This is a genomic window from Hydrogenophaga sp., from assembly GCF_051007235.1.
In the GTDB taxonomy this organism is placed as follows: domain Bacteria; phylum Pseudomonadota; class Gammaproteobacteria; order Burkholderiales; family Burkholderiaceae_C; genus Hydrogenophaga.
This window is the reverse complement of the sequence record NZ_JBPCSJ010000195.1, coordinates 1-15,489: the sequence shown is the minus strand read 5'-3', so window position 1 is coordinate 15,489 and position 15,489 is coordinate 1. Positions and strand designations below refer to the sequence as shown.

Here is a 15,489-nt window from a genome sequence, read left to right as displayed (position 1 = left end):
GCGTGGTGCTGGCCGAGACCCTGGGCAGCTGCGGCGCCGCCTTCAGCTGCCCGCCTGGCCACCGCGCCGTGGGCCTGGACATCAACGCCAACCACCTCAAGGGCGCGACCAGCGGCTGGGTCACCGGCACCACGCGGCCGGTGCACATCGGCCGCACCACCCAGGTCTGGCAGATCGACCTGAAGAACGATGCGGGGGAATTGACCTGCGTGTCGCGGATCACGATGGCGGTGCTGGCGCCGAAGTGACGCGCCGCTGGGGCGCCCGGGTTGGCGTCCCGCGGAGTCCGGTTCTGTCAACGGCTGAACCGGGGAAAAGCGGTGGTTGCCGGCGGGTGTTCAAGACATCCTGATCGGTGCCGATACACGATGATCCGTTCACGCTTTTTCCGCGCCGCGCCATGGAATCCACCCTGCCCCAACACCCCAACGACGACCTCGGCCACTACCTGCAGCTGATGGTGGCGCACGGGGCCTCGGACCTGTTTCTCTCCAGTGGCAGCGCCGCGGCACTCAAGATTCAAGGGGTGGTGCGCCGCCTGCCCGAGGCGCCGCTGGACGCGACGCACACACAGCGGCTGGCGTATTCGGTGATGCGCGAGGCGCAGATCCGCGAGTTCGAGTCCACGCTGGAATGCGACCTGGCGATCGCCCTGCCGGGGCTGGGGCGCTTCCGGGTGAACGTGTACCGCCAGCGCGGCGACGTGGCGGTGGTGGTGCGGCACATCAACGCCAAGATCCCGTCGCTGGAGCAGCTGAAGCTGCCGCCGGTGCTGCGCAAGCTGGCGCTGCTCAAGCGCGGGCTGGTGCTGGTGGTGGGCGCGGCGGGCTCGGGCAAGTCGACCACGCTGGCGGCCCTGCTGGACCACCGCAACCACAACTCGGCCGGGCACATCCTGACGGTGGAGGACCCGATGGAGTTCGAACATGGGCACGGCACCTGCATCGTGGACCAGCGCGAGGTGGGGCTGGACACCAGGAGCTTTGACGACGCGCTGCGCCACGCCATGCGCGAAGCGCCGGACGTGATCATGATCGGCGAGATCCGCGACCGCGACACCATGCAGCACGCCATGGCCTACGCCGAAACGGGGCACCTGTGCGTGTCGACCCTGCACGCGAACAACGCCAACCAGGCGATCCAGCGGGTGCTGAATTTCTTCCCCGAAACGGCGCACCGGCAGGTGCTGATGGATCTGTCGCTCAACCTCAAAGGGGTGGTGGGGCAGCGGCTGATCCGCGGGGCGCACGACAAGCTGGTGCCCGCGGTGGAGGTGATGCTGCTCTCGCCTTACATCAGCGAGCTGATCCAGAAGGGGCAGACGGACGAGATCAAGGACGTGATCGCCAAGAGCAGCGAGCAAGGGATGTGCACGTTCGACCAGAGCCTGTACGCGCTGTACGAAGCCGGCGAGCTGACGGCCGAGCAGGCGCTGGAGTTCGCCGATTCGCGCACCGACCTGTCGCTGCGCATCCGCCTGCACCACGGCCAGCGGCCGAGCACGGCGGGTTTGCGGGTGGCGTGAGCGCCCTCCAGACCACCCCGGGTTTACCCGCGTCCCGCAGCCAGACGGGGTTGAACGTGATGGATTTGGTGAACCACCCTCACTTGTTTATGTGAGGTGGCCTCGCCGTGCGTTGGACGGGCACACGTTCTGATACAGAATTCCCGGTGCCCGATTGGGCTCGACATGCCCGTTTCAACGACCACCCGCGAGGATCTCCACATGGCCACCTACACCGGCACCACTGGCAACGACACCTACACCGGCACCTCGGGTGCTGACAGCATCAGTGGCGCGGGCGGCAACGACACGCTCAGCGGCGCGGGCGGCAACGACACCATCAACGGCGGCATTGGCAACGACTCCATGACGGGGGGCGCCGGCAACGACACGCTCAACGGAGGTGCTGGCAGCGACGTGTACGTGTACAACCTGGTGCTCGATGGCAGCGGCAACATCACCGGCAGCGACGGTTTTGATGTCATCAACAACGGCGATGGCACGGGCACCGGCTACGACGTCATCCGCATCAACAACCTGTATCCCAACAACGACCAGCTGGACATTTATCGCTCGGGCGATTCGCTGGTGATGGATTTTTACGCGTCGGCCATCGACTGGAGCCAGGAACCGCCCGTCTTTCCCGGCCCTGCGGTTGGCAGTGTCACGGTCAACAACTTTTTTGTCTCCGCGGCCAACCAGGTGGACCGGATCGAGTTCGCCGATGGCTACCTGGATGTGACCAACACCGCCGGGGTTGTCACGTTCACGGCGCACATCGACGACGTCAACAACAACCAGCCCTGGACGTCCATCGACGGCCAGATGGACGACCAGCTCAACGATCTGCAGTGGGTGACGACGTTCGACGACGGTCACATCCGATATGAAGGCGGCGCCATCGACAACACCGTGACCGGCACCGCGTTCAACGACTCGCTGACCGGCGGGGGTGGCAACGACACCCTCAGCGGCGGCGCAGGCAGCGATGTCTACGTCTACAACATCCAGTTCGATGGCGTCGGCCACATCGTGGGCACCGACGGCATCGACGTCATCGACAACCAGGACGGCACCGGCACGGGGTACGACGTGATCCGCCTGCCCGGCCTGCGCATGAACAGCGATCTGGCCGACGCGACGCGCGTGGGGGTGGATCTGGTGCTGAGTGTGTACGCCAGCCACGTGGACTGGAGCGGCGAGGTACCGGTTTACCCGGGTGCGCCGGTCGGGCAGATCACCGTCACCGACTTTTTCACATCGGCTGCCAACCGGATCGACAAGCTCGAATTCGATGACGGCTATGTGGAAGTGCTCGAGAGCGGCGGTGTGATCACGTTCCATGGCCACAGCGACGACGTGGACAACAACCAGCTGTGGTCGTTCTCGGACAGCTATCTGGACGAGTACCTCAACGACATTGAGTGGACGTTGACCTTTGACGACGGACACATCCAATATGAAGGCGGCAACATTGCCAACAACGCCACCGGCACAGCCTTCAATGACCAGATGTTCGGCGGGGGCGGTAGCGACACCCTCAATGGCGCAGGTGGCAACGACACGCTGAGCGGCGGCGCAGGCAATGACGTGCTGATCGGCGGCGCAGGGAACGACACGCTGATCGGCGATCAGGGCGTCGACACCGCCATCTACCAGGCGACCACCGCCGCGATCACGGTGAACCTGGCCAGCGGCACGGTCACCGGCGATGCGGTTCAGGTGGGGACCGATCAGCTGTTTCAGGTCGAGGGCGTGCGCGGAGGCTCAGGAGCTGACACCTTCAACGCTCAGGGTTTCGGCAGCTTCAGTCCCAACCCAGGCTTTCTGGGCACCTTCAACGAGTTCCAGGGCATGGGTGGCAACGACACCATCATCGGTAACGGTGACACGCGCCTGCTGTACTCGCTGTCCACCGGATCGGTGAACATCAACATGGCCGCCGGCACAGCGATCGGCAATGGCTCCGTGGGCACCGACGTGTTCTCCGGTGTGGCCTACGTGCGGGGCGGCAGTTCTGCCGACACTTACGATGCCTCCGGGCTGAACCCTACGGCGTTCAACGAGTTCGAGGGCCAGGGTGGGAACGACACCATCGTCGGCAATGGCAACACCCGCCTGAGTTTCCTGCAGGCGACCGCCGGTGTGTCGGTGAACATGGCCACCGGGGCGATGTCCGGCGACGCATCGGTGGGGACCGATGTGTTCTCTGGCGTCAATGCACTGCGTGGCAGCAACTTCGACGACACGCTCGTCGGTGGCCGGGACACGGTGGACGACTACGAAGAATTCGATGGGCGCGGTGGCAACGATCTGATCGTGGGCGGCAGCGAAATTGACCGGGCGCGCTACGACACGGTCAGCGATGTCATGACGGTGGGCATCAACGTGAACCTGGCGGCGGGCGTGGTCGTGGGTGACGCCACTTACATCGGTACCGACACGCTGTCGAGCGTCGAGATGGTCCGGGGAACCGGGCTGGCAGACACCTTCAACGCGACAGGTTTCTCGGGTGCGAGTGCCAACGCGGGCTCGAGCGGCACCTTCAACGAATTCGAGGGCATGGGTGGCAACGACACCATCATCGGCAATGGTGACACCCGCATCAGCTACTCGCGCTCTTCGACTGGCGTGAATGTGAACCTGGGCACGGGCACCGCCAGCGACGGGTTCGGTGGCGTGGACAGCTTCACTGGCGTGAGCCGGGCACGGGGCAGCAATTTCAACGACACGCTGACGGGCGCGGGCGGCGCCGAGAAGTTTGAAGGCCGGGACGGCAACGACACCATCAACGGTGGTGACGGCAACGACACGCTCGACGGAGGCAACGGCAACGACACCCTGTTGGGTGGCAATGGCAACGACTTGCTGCTGGGCGGCGCAGGCGCTGACACGCTGATCGGCGGCAGCGGCAACGACACGATGGACGGTGGTGCCATCACCGACCTGGTGAACTACTTCGACCTGAACCTGGTGTCGTACGCCAGTTCGACGGCGGCGGTGAACATCAACCTCGCCACCGGCGTGGCCACCGACGGCCTGGGTGGCACCGACAGCTTGCTCAACATCAACTTTGTGGTGGGCGGCAGCGGTCACGATTCGATCACCGGCAGCGCCGACCTGATCTTCGAACAGTTCGAAGGCGGCAACGGTAACGACACCATCGATGGCGGCACCATCGATGCGACGTCCCAGACCAACAGCAACCGGGTGACGTACCAGAACGCCAGCGGCGCCGTGGTCGTGAACCTGGCCAACGGCACGGCCACCGGGCAGGGCAGCGACACCCTGGTCAACATCAACCATGTGCGCGGCAGTTCTTTTGACGACACCCTCTATGGCTCCGACGCCACGCTGACCGAGCAATTTGAAGGACGTGCCGGCAACGACACCATCGATGGCCTGGGCGGGTTCGACATGGCGCGGTACGACAGCGCTGCGGCCGGGGTGTTGGTCGATCTGGTCGGCGGCACCGCTGCAGACGGGCAAGGGGGCATCGACACCCTGCTGAACATCGAGGGCATTCGTGGTTCTGCTTTTGACGACACGCTGATCGGCGGACTGGCCACCAACGATGCGCTCGAGGTGTTCATGGGCAACGCGGGCAGCGATTTCATCGAAGGCGGTAGCGGCTTTGACCGGATCGACTACACCACCAGCACCAGCGGTGCGACGGTGAACCTGGCCACGGGCACGGCCTCCGACGGCATGGGCGGCACCGATATGCTGCAGAACATCGAGGCGGTCCGCGGCACGGCTTACAACGACACGATCACCGGCAGTCTGGAAGCCAACGAACTCAGCGGTGATGCCGGCGACGACACCCTGGATGGCGGCGAAGGCCATGACACGCTTGTCGGCGGGGCTGGCGCCGACCTCATGCTGGGCGGTCTGGGCGACGACGTGATCCTGGCACGCACCGCCGCCACGCGCCCGTCCGACTATGGCTCGCAGGGGAGCGACACCGTGGACGGCGGCGATGGCACCGACGTGCTGGGCCTGATGGGGGTTCGGGCCGACTACAACGTGGTGAAAACAGGGGCGGTGCAGTACACGTTCACACACCTGCTCGACGGCGCGGTGGTGACCGCCACCAGCATCGAACAGGTGGTGTTCGATGCTGACGGGCAGTTCCGCAACACGACCACCGATCAGATCGGCTACTCGATGGCCAGTTTGCTGGTGCCGGACATCTATGGCACAGCGGCGTCTGAATCGATCACGGGCACCACGGGCGACAACCACGTATTTGGTTTGGCAGGCAACGACTCGATTTCTGCACTTGCCGGCAATGACTACGTGGATGGTGGCGCCGGCAACGACACACTGCTCGGTGCCGGAGGCGATGACACCTTGATCGGCGGACTCGGTCTTGATTCGCTGAACGGCGGCACCGGTGTGGACGTGATGAAGGGCGGCGCTGGCAACGACATCTACGTGGTGGACGACATCGATGATTTGATCATCGAGTTGACCGGAGAGGGAAGTGACCAGGTCAGCTCCAGCGTGACCTACACGCTGAGCGACAACGTCGAGCGGCTCACCCTCACGGGGACGGGTGTCATCGACGGCTATGGCAACGCATTGAACAACTACCTCATTGGCAACGGAGCAGCCAACCTGATGTTTGGCGATTTTGGAGTCGACACACTGGAAGGGGGCAACGGGGCCGACACACTCAACGGCGGCGGTGGTGCCGACTCCATGCTGGGTGGTGGCGGCAACGACACCTACATCGTGGACAACAGCTTGGACACGGTGGTGGAGTTGGCCGCGCAAGGCATCGACACGGTGCAGAGCAACAAGACCTATTCGCTGAGCGACAACATCGAACGCCTGACCCTCACCGGAACACTGGCCATCAACGGCACAGGCAACGCGATGGACAACCTGATCAATGGCAACACCGGCAACAATGCCCTGTCGGGCCTGGCCGGCATTGACACACTCAACGGCAACGCCGGTAACGACAGCTTGGACGGTGGCTCTGAAAACGATGTGCTCAACGGCGGTGCCGGTGTCGACATCCTCACTGGCGGCCAGGGGGCCGACATTTTTGCCTACACATTGATCACCCACAGCGGCGGCGGAGCGACGCAGCGCGACACCATCACCGACTTCGTGTCCGCCGATGGGGACAAGATCGATCTCAGCGCGATCGACGCCAACGCCAGCCTGGCGGGCGTTCAGAACTTCACGTTCATCGGAAGCGCCGCCTTCACCGCCGCCGGTCAACTGCGGTTTGCCGGGGGTGTGCTCTACGGCAGCAACGACGCGGACGCCACTGCAGAGTTCTCGATCGCGCTCACGGGTGTGACCAGCCTGGTCGCCACCGACCTGATACTGGTCTGACGTTCCCTGCAGACCCATGAAAAAACCCGCTACAGAGCGGGTTTTTTCATGGTAGTTGGCGCTCGCACCGCCCTTGCGATGTGGCCTGCCCCCGGAAATCGCTGCGCCAGGTCAACTCGGCAGTGTCGATCTGGATGCGCTCGTTGTCGAGCGCGGTGAGGACCGTGGTGCCCTGCACGTTGAAGCTGTAGACCAGCAGGCCGTCGATGGCCACAGCCTGCACGCGACGGTCGTCGAAGGTGATGCGCACGGTGCGCGCCCAGCCGCTGCGCGCCGGCAGGTAGACGGCGTCGCACAGCAGATCGACATGTGAGGGCTTGGGTGGTGCAGCCGCCGCCACGCTGCACAGGCTCAGCCCCAACGCAGCCAGCAGCAGGCCGCGCAGCCCCATATCAGCCTTCGCCTTGCGTGGCCAGGCGCTCGCTCTTCCAGTACACATCGTCTCCGCCGTTCATGCGGTTGAGCACGCGCGCGAGGACGAACATCAGGTCAGAGAGGCGGTTGAGGTACTGGCGCGGCCCTTCCTTGATGGCCTCTTCGTTGCCCAGTGCAACCAGCTGGCGCTCGGCGCGGCGCGCCACGGTGCGGCACACGTGGGCCTGCGCAGCGGCGCGGTTGCCCGCGGGCAGGATGAATTCCTGCAGGCGCGGCAGCTGTTCGTTGTAGGTGGCCAGGGCTTCGTCCAGCGCCAGTACGGCTTCGGGTTTGAGCAGTTCGTAGCCGGGGATGGAGAGTTCACCGCCGAGGTTGAACAGCTGGTGCTGGATCTCGACCAGCAGGGTGCGCACATCGGCGGGCATGTCTTCGCACAGCAGCAGGCCAATGTGGGAGTTGAGTTCGTCCACGTCGCCCATGGCGTGCACGCGCAGGCTGTTCTTGGACACGCGGGCGTTGTCGCCCAGGCCGGTGGTGCCGGCGTCGCCGGTGCGGGTGGCGATCTGTGTGAGTCGGTTGCCCATGGGGTGCTGTCTCCTGTTGCGTGGCAGAGCCGGGATTGTGCGGGATTCGGCGCAACCTTGACCAACGACCGCAGCGAAGGGCCGCTCCCGAGCAAGGTCAGCCCCCCGGAGCCCGGGAGGCACCGGGTCCCTTCCCGGTGCTGGGGCAGCGACCCGCGCAGCGGCGGAGCGTGGGGGCCCGATCAGGTAACAAGGGACGAGGAAATGTGTCCCTGCGCAAAGCTTTGGTGAACGGGGCAACGGCGGGCAAAAGCGCTGGCCTTGGGGCGGCGCAGCCGGTGCAATGACGGTCCTTTCAACTGCTCGGGAGAGTACCCATGACCGTGAAACGCACGAACATCGTGGCCAATTTCGAAGCGCGCAGCGTGGCCCTGGTGGCCAGCTGGACGCTGGCCGGCGCCGCCCTGGCGCAGAGCGCACCACCGCCGCCGGCCAGCCGCGACGGCAAGGCAGTGAGTGCGCTGTTCCAGCAAGCCGATCAGAACGGCGACGGCCTGATCAGCCGCAGCAAAGCCGCCAGCGTGCCGAGGCTGGAAGCGGCCTTCGACCGGCTCGATAGCGACCGCAACGGCAGCCTCAGTCCCGACGAGTTTGACCGGGGGACGCCAGGCTGAGCGGCGCCGGCCAGGGTGTTCTGAGGGGCTCCCCCAAACGCCTGCTCAGGCTCTAAACTGCCACATCGCCACCAGCCCGCGGTGGCACACGACCTGCGCAGGAGACCCGCATGAACGCCCCCACCGACCACGCCCACCTGGCCCCGCAACTGCAACTGCGCGAAGTGCCCGCCGCGCTGATCGAGGCGCTGCAAGCGCGCTTTGGCGCGCAGTGCTCCACCGCGCTGGTGGTGCGGGAACAGCACGGGCGCGACGAGTCCATCTTCAGCGTGCCGCCCCCGTCGGCGGTGGTGTTTGCGCAGAGCACGCAGGACGTGGCCGATGCCGTCCAGCTGGCCGCGCAATACAAGGTGCCGGTCATTCCGTTCGGCGTCGGTTCCTCGCTCGAAGGCCACCTGCTGGCCGTGCAGGGCGGCATCAGCATCGACGTCAGCCGCATGGACCAGGTGCTGTCGATCAACGCCGAGGACCTGACGGTGACGGTGCAGCCCGGCGTGACGCGCATGGGCGTGAACAACGCCGTGAAAAGCGAGGGCCTGTTCTTCCCCATCGATCCAGGCGCGGACGCGTCCATCGGCGGCATGACGGCGACCCGCGCCAGCGGCACCAACGCCGTGCGCTACGGCACCATGCGCGAGAACGTGCTGGCGCTGGAAGTGGTCACGGCCAAGGGCGAAGTGATCCGCACCGGCACGCGCGCCAAAAAATCGTCGGCCGGCTACGACCTCACGCGCCTGATGGTGGGCAGCGAAGGCACGCTGGGCGTGATCACCGAGGTCACGCTCAAGCTCTACCCGCTGCCCGAGGCGATCTCGGCCGCGACCTGCTCCTTCCCCACCATCGAGGCCGCGGTGCGCACCGTGATCCAGGTGATCCAGCTGGGCGTGCCGATCGCGCGCTGCGAGCTGATCGACGCCAACACCGTGCGCATGGTGAACGCGCACAGCAAGCTGGGCCTGCGCGAGGAACATTTTCTTCTGATGGAGTTCCACGGTTCGCCCGCGAGCGTGAAGGAACAGGCCGAGACGGTGCAGGAGATCGCCGGCGAATTCGGCGGCAACGCCTTTGAATGGGCGACCACGCCCGAAGAGCGCACGCGCCTGTGGACCGCGCGGCACAACGCCTACTTCGCCGCCATCCAGAGCAAGCCCGGCTGCCGCGCCATCAGCACCGACACCTGCGTGCCCATCAGCAAACTGGCCGACTGCCTGCTCGACTCGGTGGCCGAGGCCGACGCCTCCGGTATCCCTTACTTCCTGGTCGGCCACGTGGGCGACGGCAACTTCCACTTCGGCTACCTGATCGACCCGGCCCAACCGGAAGAACACCGCATCTCCGAGGCGCTGAACCAGACCCTGGTGGCGCGGGCGCTGCAACTGGGCGGCACCTGCACCGGCGAACACGGCGTGGGGCTGCACAAGATGGACTTCCTGCGCACCGAGGCCGGCGACGGTGCGGTCGCCATGATGCGCAGCATCAAGCAGGCGCTGGACCCGGACAACATCCTCAACCCGGGCAAGATCTTCGCGCTCTGAGGAGCCGCTCTGCATGGTCCGCTGGCTGGTGCGTCTGGGCGTCTGGCTGCTGGTGCTGGCCGTGCACCCGGCCTGGGCCGACGGCTGCGCCACGCAGACAACACTCACCCAGGCCCAGCGCCAGGTCTGGCTGGGCGACCGCTCGGTGAGCCAGGGCAGCGTCACCCTGCCCGACCGGCTGGACGGCGGCTGGCGACGTGAGGGCTTCCGGGCCAGCTACACGCTGGACGTGTCCGCCTGCGCGACCCAGGCGGGCCACGGACTGTGGCTGTTCCGGATCGGCGCGCCCTACCGGCTGTCGATCGACGGCGTGGCCGCGGCCCCTGAGCTGCCGCGCACGGGCAGCGTCACGGTCAAGGCCTTCAACGGGCGCACGCCCATGCTGTTCGCGCTGCCGCAAGGTGCGCGCACCGTGCGCATCGACCTGGTCACCCTGCCCTACATTCCGTCCGGCCTGCCGATGGCGCGCATCGGGCCCATGACGTCGCTGCTGCCCGAGCACCTGCCCGCCTACAACCAGCATTCGGGTGGCATGTACATCGTCTCGCTCGTGACCCTGCTGGTGGGGCTGGGTTCGGTCCTGCTGTGGCGCACCCGCCGCCAGGACAACGTGATTTTCTGGTTCAGCATGATGTGCCTGACCTGGGGTGCGCGCGGCGTCATGTACGCGGGCGATGCGGTGCACCTGCCACCGCTGCTGTTCGAGCAGATCAACCCGTTCACGGTGTCGCTGTTCGCGGTGTCGTGCATCCAGACCACCTTGCTGTTGCTCGGCAAGCAGACGCCGGCGCGCCACCGGGCCCTGATGGGCGCGGGCATCGGCTTCACCGCGACGTTCGCGATCACGCTGACGGTCGGTCAGGGCGCGCTGCTGGTCCGCGGGCTGTCGTACCTGTTTGGCCTGACCATGCTGGCCACCATGCCGTTCTTGCTGTGGTCGGGGCGCCAGGTGCTGGGCCGCTGGCGCGCCGGGCTGATGGCACTGGGCTTTGCCGCGCTGTTCGGCGCCAGCTTCAACGATGTGCTGATCGTGGTGGGCACGCTGCCACCGGACCGGGCGTCTTTCATCCTGCTGGGGTTCACCACCGTGCTGCTGGCCTACGCCCTGGTGTGTGCCGAGTACGTGATGCGCGCCCTCAACCAGGCCGAGACCAGCAACGAGGTGCTGGAGGCACGCGTGCGCGAGAAGTCCAGCGAACTCGAACGCAGCTACGCGCGGCTGCGCGAGAGCGAACGCGCCAGTGCCCGCGCGCAGGAACGCGCGCGCTTGAACCGCGAGATCCACGATGGCCTGGGTGCGCAGCTGATCACCGCGCTGCGCGGCGTGGAACGCGGTGCGCTGAACAAGGAACAGGTGGCGCAGACGCTGCAGGAGGGGCTGGACGAACTGCGCCTGCTGATGGACGCGTCGGACCTGGGGCGCAGCCTGCACGGCGCGCTGGCCGCCTGGCGCAACCGCTGGGACGCGCGCCTGCAGGCGCTGGGCATGCAGCTGCGCTGGTCGGTGGACGACGAACTGGACAGCCTGGAGCTGGGCAGCGACGCGACGCTGCAGGTGATGCGCGTGCTGCAGGAGGCGGTGGCCAACGCGGTCAAGCATTCGGGCGCACAGCACGTGACGGTGATGGCCTGGCGCGAAGCCGGCACCGAACCGCCAGCCCCCGACGCGCTGGTGCTGGAGATCCTGGACGATGGTTGCGGGCTGGCCCCCGAGCCCAGCCCGGGCAGTGGTCGCGGCCTGCGCCACATGGCCCAGCGCGCCGAGAAGCTGGGCGCGCAGCTGACCCTGGGCCCCGCACCGGGCACCGGCCTGCGGGTGCGGCTGCAGCTGCCATTGCGCGGGGGCGACTTTGCACGGTCGGACCCGGTGCCGCTGAGCGGCTGAGCCGGCCTCGTGCGCGGATCAGGCCACCAGGCCGCGGCGTGCCGCCTCGATCGTGGCCTCGGCCCGGCTGGAAATGCCGAGCTTGCGGTAAATGTCGCGCACATAGCCGGTGACGGTGTGGCTGCTCAGGCCCAGCAACTGGGCCACCTCGGCCGCTTTGTAGCCCTTGGCGATCAGGCGCAGCACGTCGACCTCGCGGTCGGTCAGCTGCGCCGCTGGCGGCGCGGCCGCGGCGCTGGGCGCGGCCGGCGCGTCGTGAAAATGCCGCAACACCCGCGCCGCGATGGACGGCGAGAGCGCGGGCTCACCCTGCTCGATGCGCTGCAACTGCGCCACCACCACCGCCGCCGGCTGCGACTTGAGGATGTAACCCTGCGCCCCCGCGCGCAGCGCGGGGAAGACATGGGCGTCGTCGTCGTGGATGGTGGCCACGATGACCACCGCCCCCGGCCGCGCGGCCACCAGCTCGCTGATCAAGGATTCGCTGGTGCCGTCGGGCAGGCCCCAGTCCACCAGCGCCAGGCCGTAGGCGTGTTCGCGCAGGCGTTCTCGCGCCTGCGCCAGCGTGGCCGCGGTGTCCACCCGCTGCACCTGGGGCAAGGCCCGCGGCAGCAGCTCGGCCAACCATTCGCGCGGCTCGTCCAGGTCTTCGACGATCAGGGCGCGTTCGAGCAGTGCGGGCGACAAGGGCGACATGCGGCAAAGGCCTCCAGCCAGGGGGACAAGGCTCCGACCATACCGCTGGCCGCACGCGCTGTCTCCCCCCACAACCGGGGGGCACGAGCCTCCACCCGCTGGGGGTGGTCGGGCCGGTGCGGTCCGACCAGCGAGCGGCTCACCCCCCCGCGGCAAGGCACAATCGGTGACGAGTGCTTTTGTTTGCGAAAAAGCCGAACCCAGGGACCCACCACATGAAAAAACGACTGCTGCTGACCTCGCTGCTGCTCGCAGGCGCTGCCTGCGCCCAGACCAGCGACACCATCCGCATCTGCGACGCCAGCGGATGCTCCGAACGGCCGCGCAACAGCGCGAGCTTCGACCCCACCCACGACGAACACCCCGAAGAAACCCGGCGCCTGGCCGCACTGGCCGACATCGCCCGACAGGACCCCCGCGCCGCCTACGACCTGGCGCTGCGCCACTACCGCGGCGACGGCGTCAAGCGCGACAGCTACCAGGCCATCCGGTGGATGCGCGAGGCCGGTGACCGCGGCGTGCCCGAAGCGCATCTGGCCCTGGGCCGCTTCTACTTGAGCGGCGTGGAGGAAATGGGCGCCGACCCGGCCGAGGCCGAAAAATGGCTTTCGCTGGCCGCCGCCCGCGGCGACAAGGACGCCGAGAAGCTGCTGGTCGAGGCCCGCAGCGCCAAGAAGACCGAGCAGGAGCTCTACCAGTGGCGCCAGTTCCACCGCCAGCACTGGCTCGGCTGGTGGGCCAGCGGCTACCCCTACCACTGGTACTGGAGCAACGCCGGCTGGTACTACCGCTGAGCCCTGACCACCGCCAGCCCCCTAACCCTTATCCGATTCCCTGCACTTTTCAGAGAAAGCCCGAACCCATGAACGTCTCCTCCACCTCCCTGCGCTGGGCCGCCCTGGCCGCCACCGTCGCCCTGGCCGGCTGTGTCACGCCCGGCGGCACCGTGTCCACCGGCACCAGCGCCACCGCGGCCAAGGGCGGCGCGGCCGGCGGCACCAGCGTGGGCGCCGACGCCGACCTGCAGCGCTGCAGTGCCCCGCTGGGCACGCTGGCCGTGGACGACGGCCGCGGCAAGGAGTGGTACGCCAGCTTTGGCGCCGCCACCAAGATCACCACCATCGAACCGCTGCTGCGGCTGGCGGTGCAGCAGTCCAACTGCTTCGTGATCACCTCGGTGGGCAACAACCGCACCGAGAGCAAGCTCTCGGCGATCACCGACAAGCAGCGCAATTCGGGTGAGTTCCGCGCCGGCTCGCAACAGCAGAAGGGCCAGCGCGTCGCGGCCGACTACTACCTGGAGCCGGCCATCATCATCGACAACGACTCCACCGGGAAGATCGGTGCCGCGCTCGGCGGCCTGATCGGTGGCGGTTTCGGCGCCATCGCCGGGTCGATGGAGTCCAAGGCGTCGGTGGTGACGCTGACCATGTTCGACATCCGCTCGGGCGTGCAAATCGCCATTTCCGAAGGCAACGCCACCGCGACCAACTACGGGGCTGCGCTGGGCGCCTTCGGCGGCGGCGCCGCGGCGGGCCTGAGCGGCTTCTCGCGCACGCCCGAAGGCAAGGCCACCGTGGCCGCCTTCATGGACGCTTACAACAGCATGGTGATCTCGCTCAAGAACTACAAGGCGCAAGAGGTCAAGGGCGGTCTGGGCAAGGGTGGCGTGCTGAAGGTCGGGCAGTGAGGGTCACCCCCCTGCGCCGCTGACGCGGCTTCCCCCCGCTCTGGCGCGCCTGCGGCGCTGGGCAGGGGGACCGCACCAGCGGCCGGGCAAAGCCCGTTCCGCGGTGCGTCTGGAAAATGCACGTCGCTTTCGGCAGTATCCCGTCAGCAAAAAAAAGGTCTCCGATGGAGACCTTTTGTGTTTTCAGCGCGGCCGGCGTGGCGCCAGCGTCCAGCGAACGCCGTGTAACCGGCTTCGCCAGGCCACAGGCGTTGTCCCCCTGCCCAGCGCCACCGGAGCGCCAGAGCGGGGGGAAGCCGCGTCAGCGGCGCAGGGGGATGACCCTCAGACCCCGCGCAGGCGATCAATGAGGCCGTTGAGCTCGTCCAGCGAGCCGAACTGGATCGCGAGTTCGCCCATCTCTTCGACACGGCCGTGGCGCTTGACGCGCTTCTTGATGCGCACCTCCACCTCGGCGGTCAGCAGGTCGGCCAGCTCTTCTTCCACGCGCTTGATGTCGCGCGACTTTTCCTTCTTGGGCTTTTGCTGCACCAGGTTGAATTCGGCGCCCAGCTTCTTGACCAGGCTCTCGGCCTCGCGCACCGACATCTTTTTGGCCGCGATCTGGTTGGCCGCCGTGATCTGGGCCACCTTCTCCAGCGACAGCAGTGCGCGCGCGTGGCCCATGTCGATGTCGCCGGCCATCAGCATGGTCTGCACCGGGTCGGCCAGCTGCAAGAGGCGCAGCAGGTTGGACGCCGCCGAGCGCGAGCGGCCCACGGCCTGCGCGGCCTGCTCGTGCGTCAGGCCGAACTCCTTGACCAGTCGCTGCAGGCCTTGCGCCTCTTCCAGCGGGTTGAGGTCTTCGCGCTGGATGTTCTCGATCAGCGCCATCGCCGCGGCGGCCTCGTTGGGCACGTCGCGCACCAGCACGGGCACCTCAGTCAGGCCGGCCAGCCTGGAAGCGCGAAATCGCCGCTCGCCCGCGATGATTTCGTACTTGCCGGCGTTGGGGCCGTCGGCCAGCGCACGCACCAAGATCGGCTGCATGATGCCCTGCGCCTTGATCGACTCGGCCAGCTCGTAGAGCGCGCCCTCGTCCATCCGCGTGCGCGGCTGGTAGACGCCGGCGACCATCTGGTCCAGCGGCAGCGTGTTGGGCGCACCGGCGGCGCGGGTGGTTTCCTGCGCGTCGGGTGACGCGGCCTCGGCGACCTTGGGGCCCAGCAGGGCTTCGAGTCCGCGGCCGAGGCCCTTGGGTTTTTTGGTGACCAT

At 67.1% G+C, this 15,489-nt stretch carries 12 protein-coding genes; 8 read left to right on the top strand and 4 right to left on the bottom strand.

What is annotated here, in order from left to right; all coding sequences use genetic code 11:
* From ACR2JA_RS07050 to ACR2JA_RS07040, 3 genes are all read left to right on the top strand, one after another.
* Positions 1-248 (top strand): hotdog fold thioesterase (locus ACR2JA_RS07050; RefSeq protein ID WP_434008392.1); only part of this gene is annotated, 248 nt, incomplete at its 5' end.
* A 152-nt stretch (positions 249-400) separates the two neighbouring features.
* Positions 401-1,525: a PilT/PilU family type 4a pilus ATPase gene (locus tag ACR2JA_RS07045; RefSeq protein ID WP_434008391.1), complete on the top strand. Its 1,125-nt coding sequence runs from the start codon at positions 401-403 to the stop codon at positions 1,523-1,525.
* A 201-nt stretch (positions 1,526-1,726) separates the two neighbouring features.
* Entirely contained in the window at positions 1,727-6,856 is a 5,130-nt protein-coding gene (locus ACR2JA_RS07040) for a beta strand repeat-containing protein (protein WP_434008390.1), read from the top strand.
* Between the two features lie 46 nt (positions 6,857-6,902).
* Here the strand turns inward: ACR2JA_RS07040 and ACR2JA_RS07035 are convergent, their stop codons facing one another.
* Together ACR2JA_RS07035 and ACR2JA_RS07030 are read right to left on the bottom strand one after the other, a co-directional pair.
* The gene (locus ACR2JA_RS07035) at positions 6,903-7,247 is read right to left on the bottom strand and encodes a hypothetical protein (RefSeq protein WP_434008389.1); all 345 of its coding nucleotides are present in this window, start codon (positions 7,245-7,247) and stop codon (positions 6,903-6,905) included.
* 1 nt (position 7,248) lies between these two features.
* On the bottom strand, positions 7,249-7,815 hold the full coding sequence (locus ACR2JA_RS07030; protein ID WP_434008388.1) for a cob(I)yrinic acid a,c-diamide adenosyltransferase: 567 nt from the start codon (positions 7,813-7,815) through the stop codon (positions 7,249-7,251).
* Between the two features lie 317 nt (positions 7,816-8,132).
* Here ACR2JA_RS07030 and ACR2JA_RS07025 point away from each other — a divergent pair, with 317 nt between their 5' ends.
* The 3 genes from ACR2JA_RS07025 to ACR2JA_RS07015 all read left to right on the top strand — a co-directional run bounded on the left by ACR2JA_RS07025 (position 8,133) and on the right by ACR2JA_RS07015 (position 11,849).
* Complete coding sequence (locus tag ACR2JA_RS07025; RefSeq protein ID WP_434008387.1) at positions 8,133-8,429, top strand: hypothetical protein; 297 nt, start codon at positions 8,133-8,135, stop codon at positions 8,427-8,429.
* Between the two features lie 110 nt (positions 8,430-8,539).
* Positions 8,540-9,964, top strand: a complete 1,425-nt coding sequence (locus ACR2JA_RS07020; RefSeq protein WP_434008386.1) for an FAD-binding oxidoreductase — start codon at positions 8,540-8,542, stop codon at positions 9,962-9,964.
* 13 nt (positions 9,965-9,977) lie between these two features.
* A complete protein-coding gene (locus ACR2JA_RS07015) occupies positions 9,978-11,849 on the top strand; it encodes an ATP-binding protein (RefSeq protein WP_434008385.1) in 1,872 nt (623 codons plus the stop codon).
* A gap of 18 nt (positions 11,850-11,867) precedes the next feature.
* Here the strand turns inward: ACR2JA_RS07015 and ACR2JA_RS07010 are convergent, their stop codons facing one another.
* Positions 11,868-12,545, bottom strand: coding sequence for a LuxR C-terminal-related transcriptional regulator (locus ACR2JA_RS07010; protein WP_434008384.1), 678 nt, complete (start codon positions 12,543-12,545; stop codon positions 11,868-11,870).
* 215 nt (positions 12,546-12,760) lie between these two features.
* On the opposite strand from ACR2JA_RS07010, the gene ACR2JA_RS07005 reads away from it, so the two are divergent.
* Together ACR2JA_RS07005 and ACR2JA_RS07000 are read left to right on the top strand one after the other, a co-directional pair.
* Positions 12,761-13,339 carry a tetratricopeptide repeat protein gene (locus tag ACR2JA_RS07005; protein WP_434008383.1) on the top strand — a complete coding sequence of 193 codons (579 nt, stop codon included), beginning with the start codon at positions 12,761-12,763 and terminating at the stop codon, positions 13,337-13,339.
* A 68-nt stretch (positions 13,340-13,407) separates the two neighbouring features.
* Entirely contained in the window at positions 13,408-14,235 is an 828-nt protein-coding gene (locus ACR2JA_RS07000; protein WP_434008382.1) for a hypothetical protein, read from the top strand.
* A 324-nt stretch (positions 14,236-14,559) separates the two neighbouring features.
* Here ACR2JA_RS07000 and ACR2JA_RS06995 read toward each other — a convergent pair.
* Positions 14,560-15,489, bottom strand: a 930-nt coding sequence (locus ACR2JA_RS06995; RefSeq protein ID WP_434008381.1) for a ParB/RepB/Spo0J family partition protein, incomplete at its 5' end; no start/stop codon positions are given.

Coding starts and splice junctions, on each gene's coding strand:
- ACR2JA_RS07015 (WP_434008385.1), top strand. CDS start 9,978: ATGGTCCGCTGGCTGGTGCGTCTGGGCGTCTGGCTGCTGGTGCTGGCC.
- ACR2JA_RS07040 (WP_434008390.1), top strand. CDS start 1,727: ATGGCCACCTACACCGGCACCACTGGCAACGACACCTACACCGGCACC.
- ACR2JA_RS07000 (WP_434008382.1), top strand. CDS start 13,408: ATGAACGTCTCCTCCACCTCCCTGCGCTGGGCCGCCCTGGCCGCCACC.
- ACR2JA_RS07025 (WP_434008387.1), top strand. CDS start 8,133: ATGACCGTGAAACGCACGAACATCGTGGCCAATTTCGAAGCGCGCAGC.
- ACR2JA_RS07020 (WP_434008386.1), top strand. CDS start 8,540: ATGAACGCCCCCACCGACCACGCCCACCTGGCCCCGCAACTGCAACTG.
- ACR2JA_RS07030 (WP_434008388.1), bottom strand. CDS start 7,815: ATGGGCAACCGACTCACACAGATCGCCACCCGCACCGGCGACGCCGGC.
- ACR2JA_RS07035 (WP_434008389.1), bottom strand. CDS start 7,247: ATGGGGCTGCGCGGCCTGCTGCTGGCTGCGTTGGGGCTGAGCCTGTGC.
- ACR2JA_RS07010 (WP_434008384.1), bottom strand. CDS start 12,545: ATGTCGCCCTTGTCGCCCGCACTGCTCGAACGCGCCCTGATCGTCGAA.
- ACR2JA_RS07045 (WP_434008391.1), top strand. CDS start 401: ATGGAATCCACCCTGCCCCAACACCCCAACGACGACCTCGGCCACTAC.
- ACR2JA_RS07005 (WP_434008383.1), top strand. CDS start 12,761: ATGAAAAAACGACTGCTGCTGACCTCGCTGCTGCTCGCAGGCGCTGCC.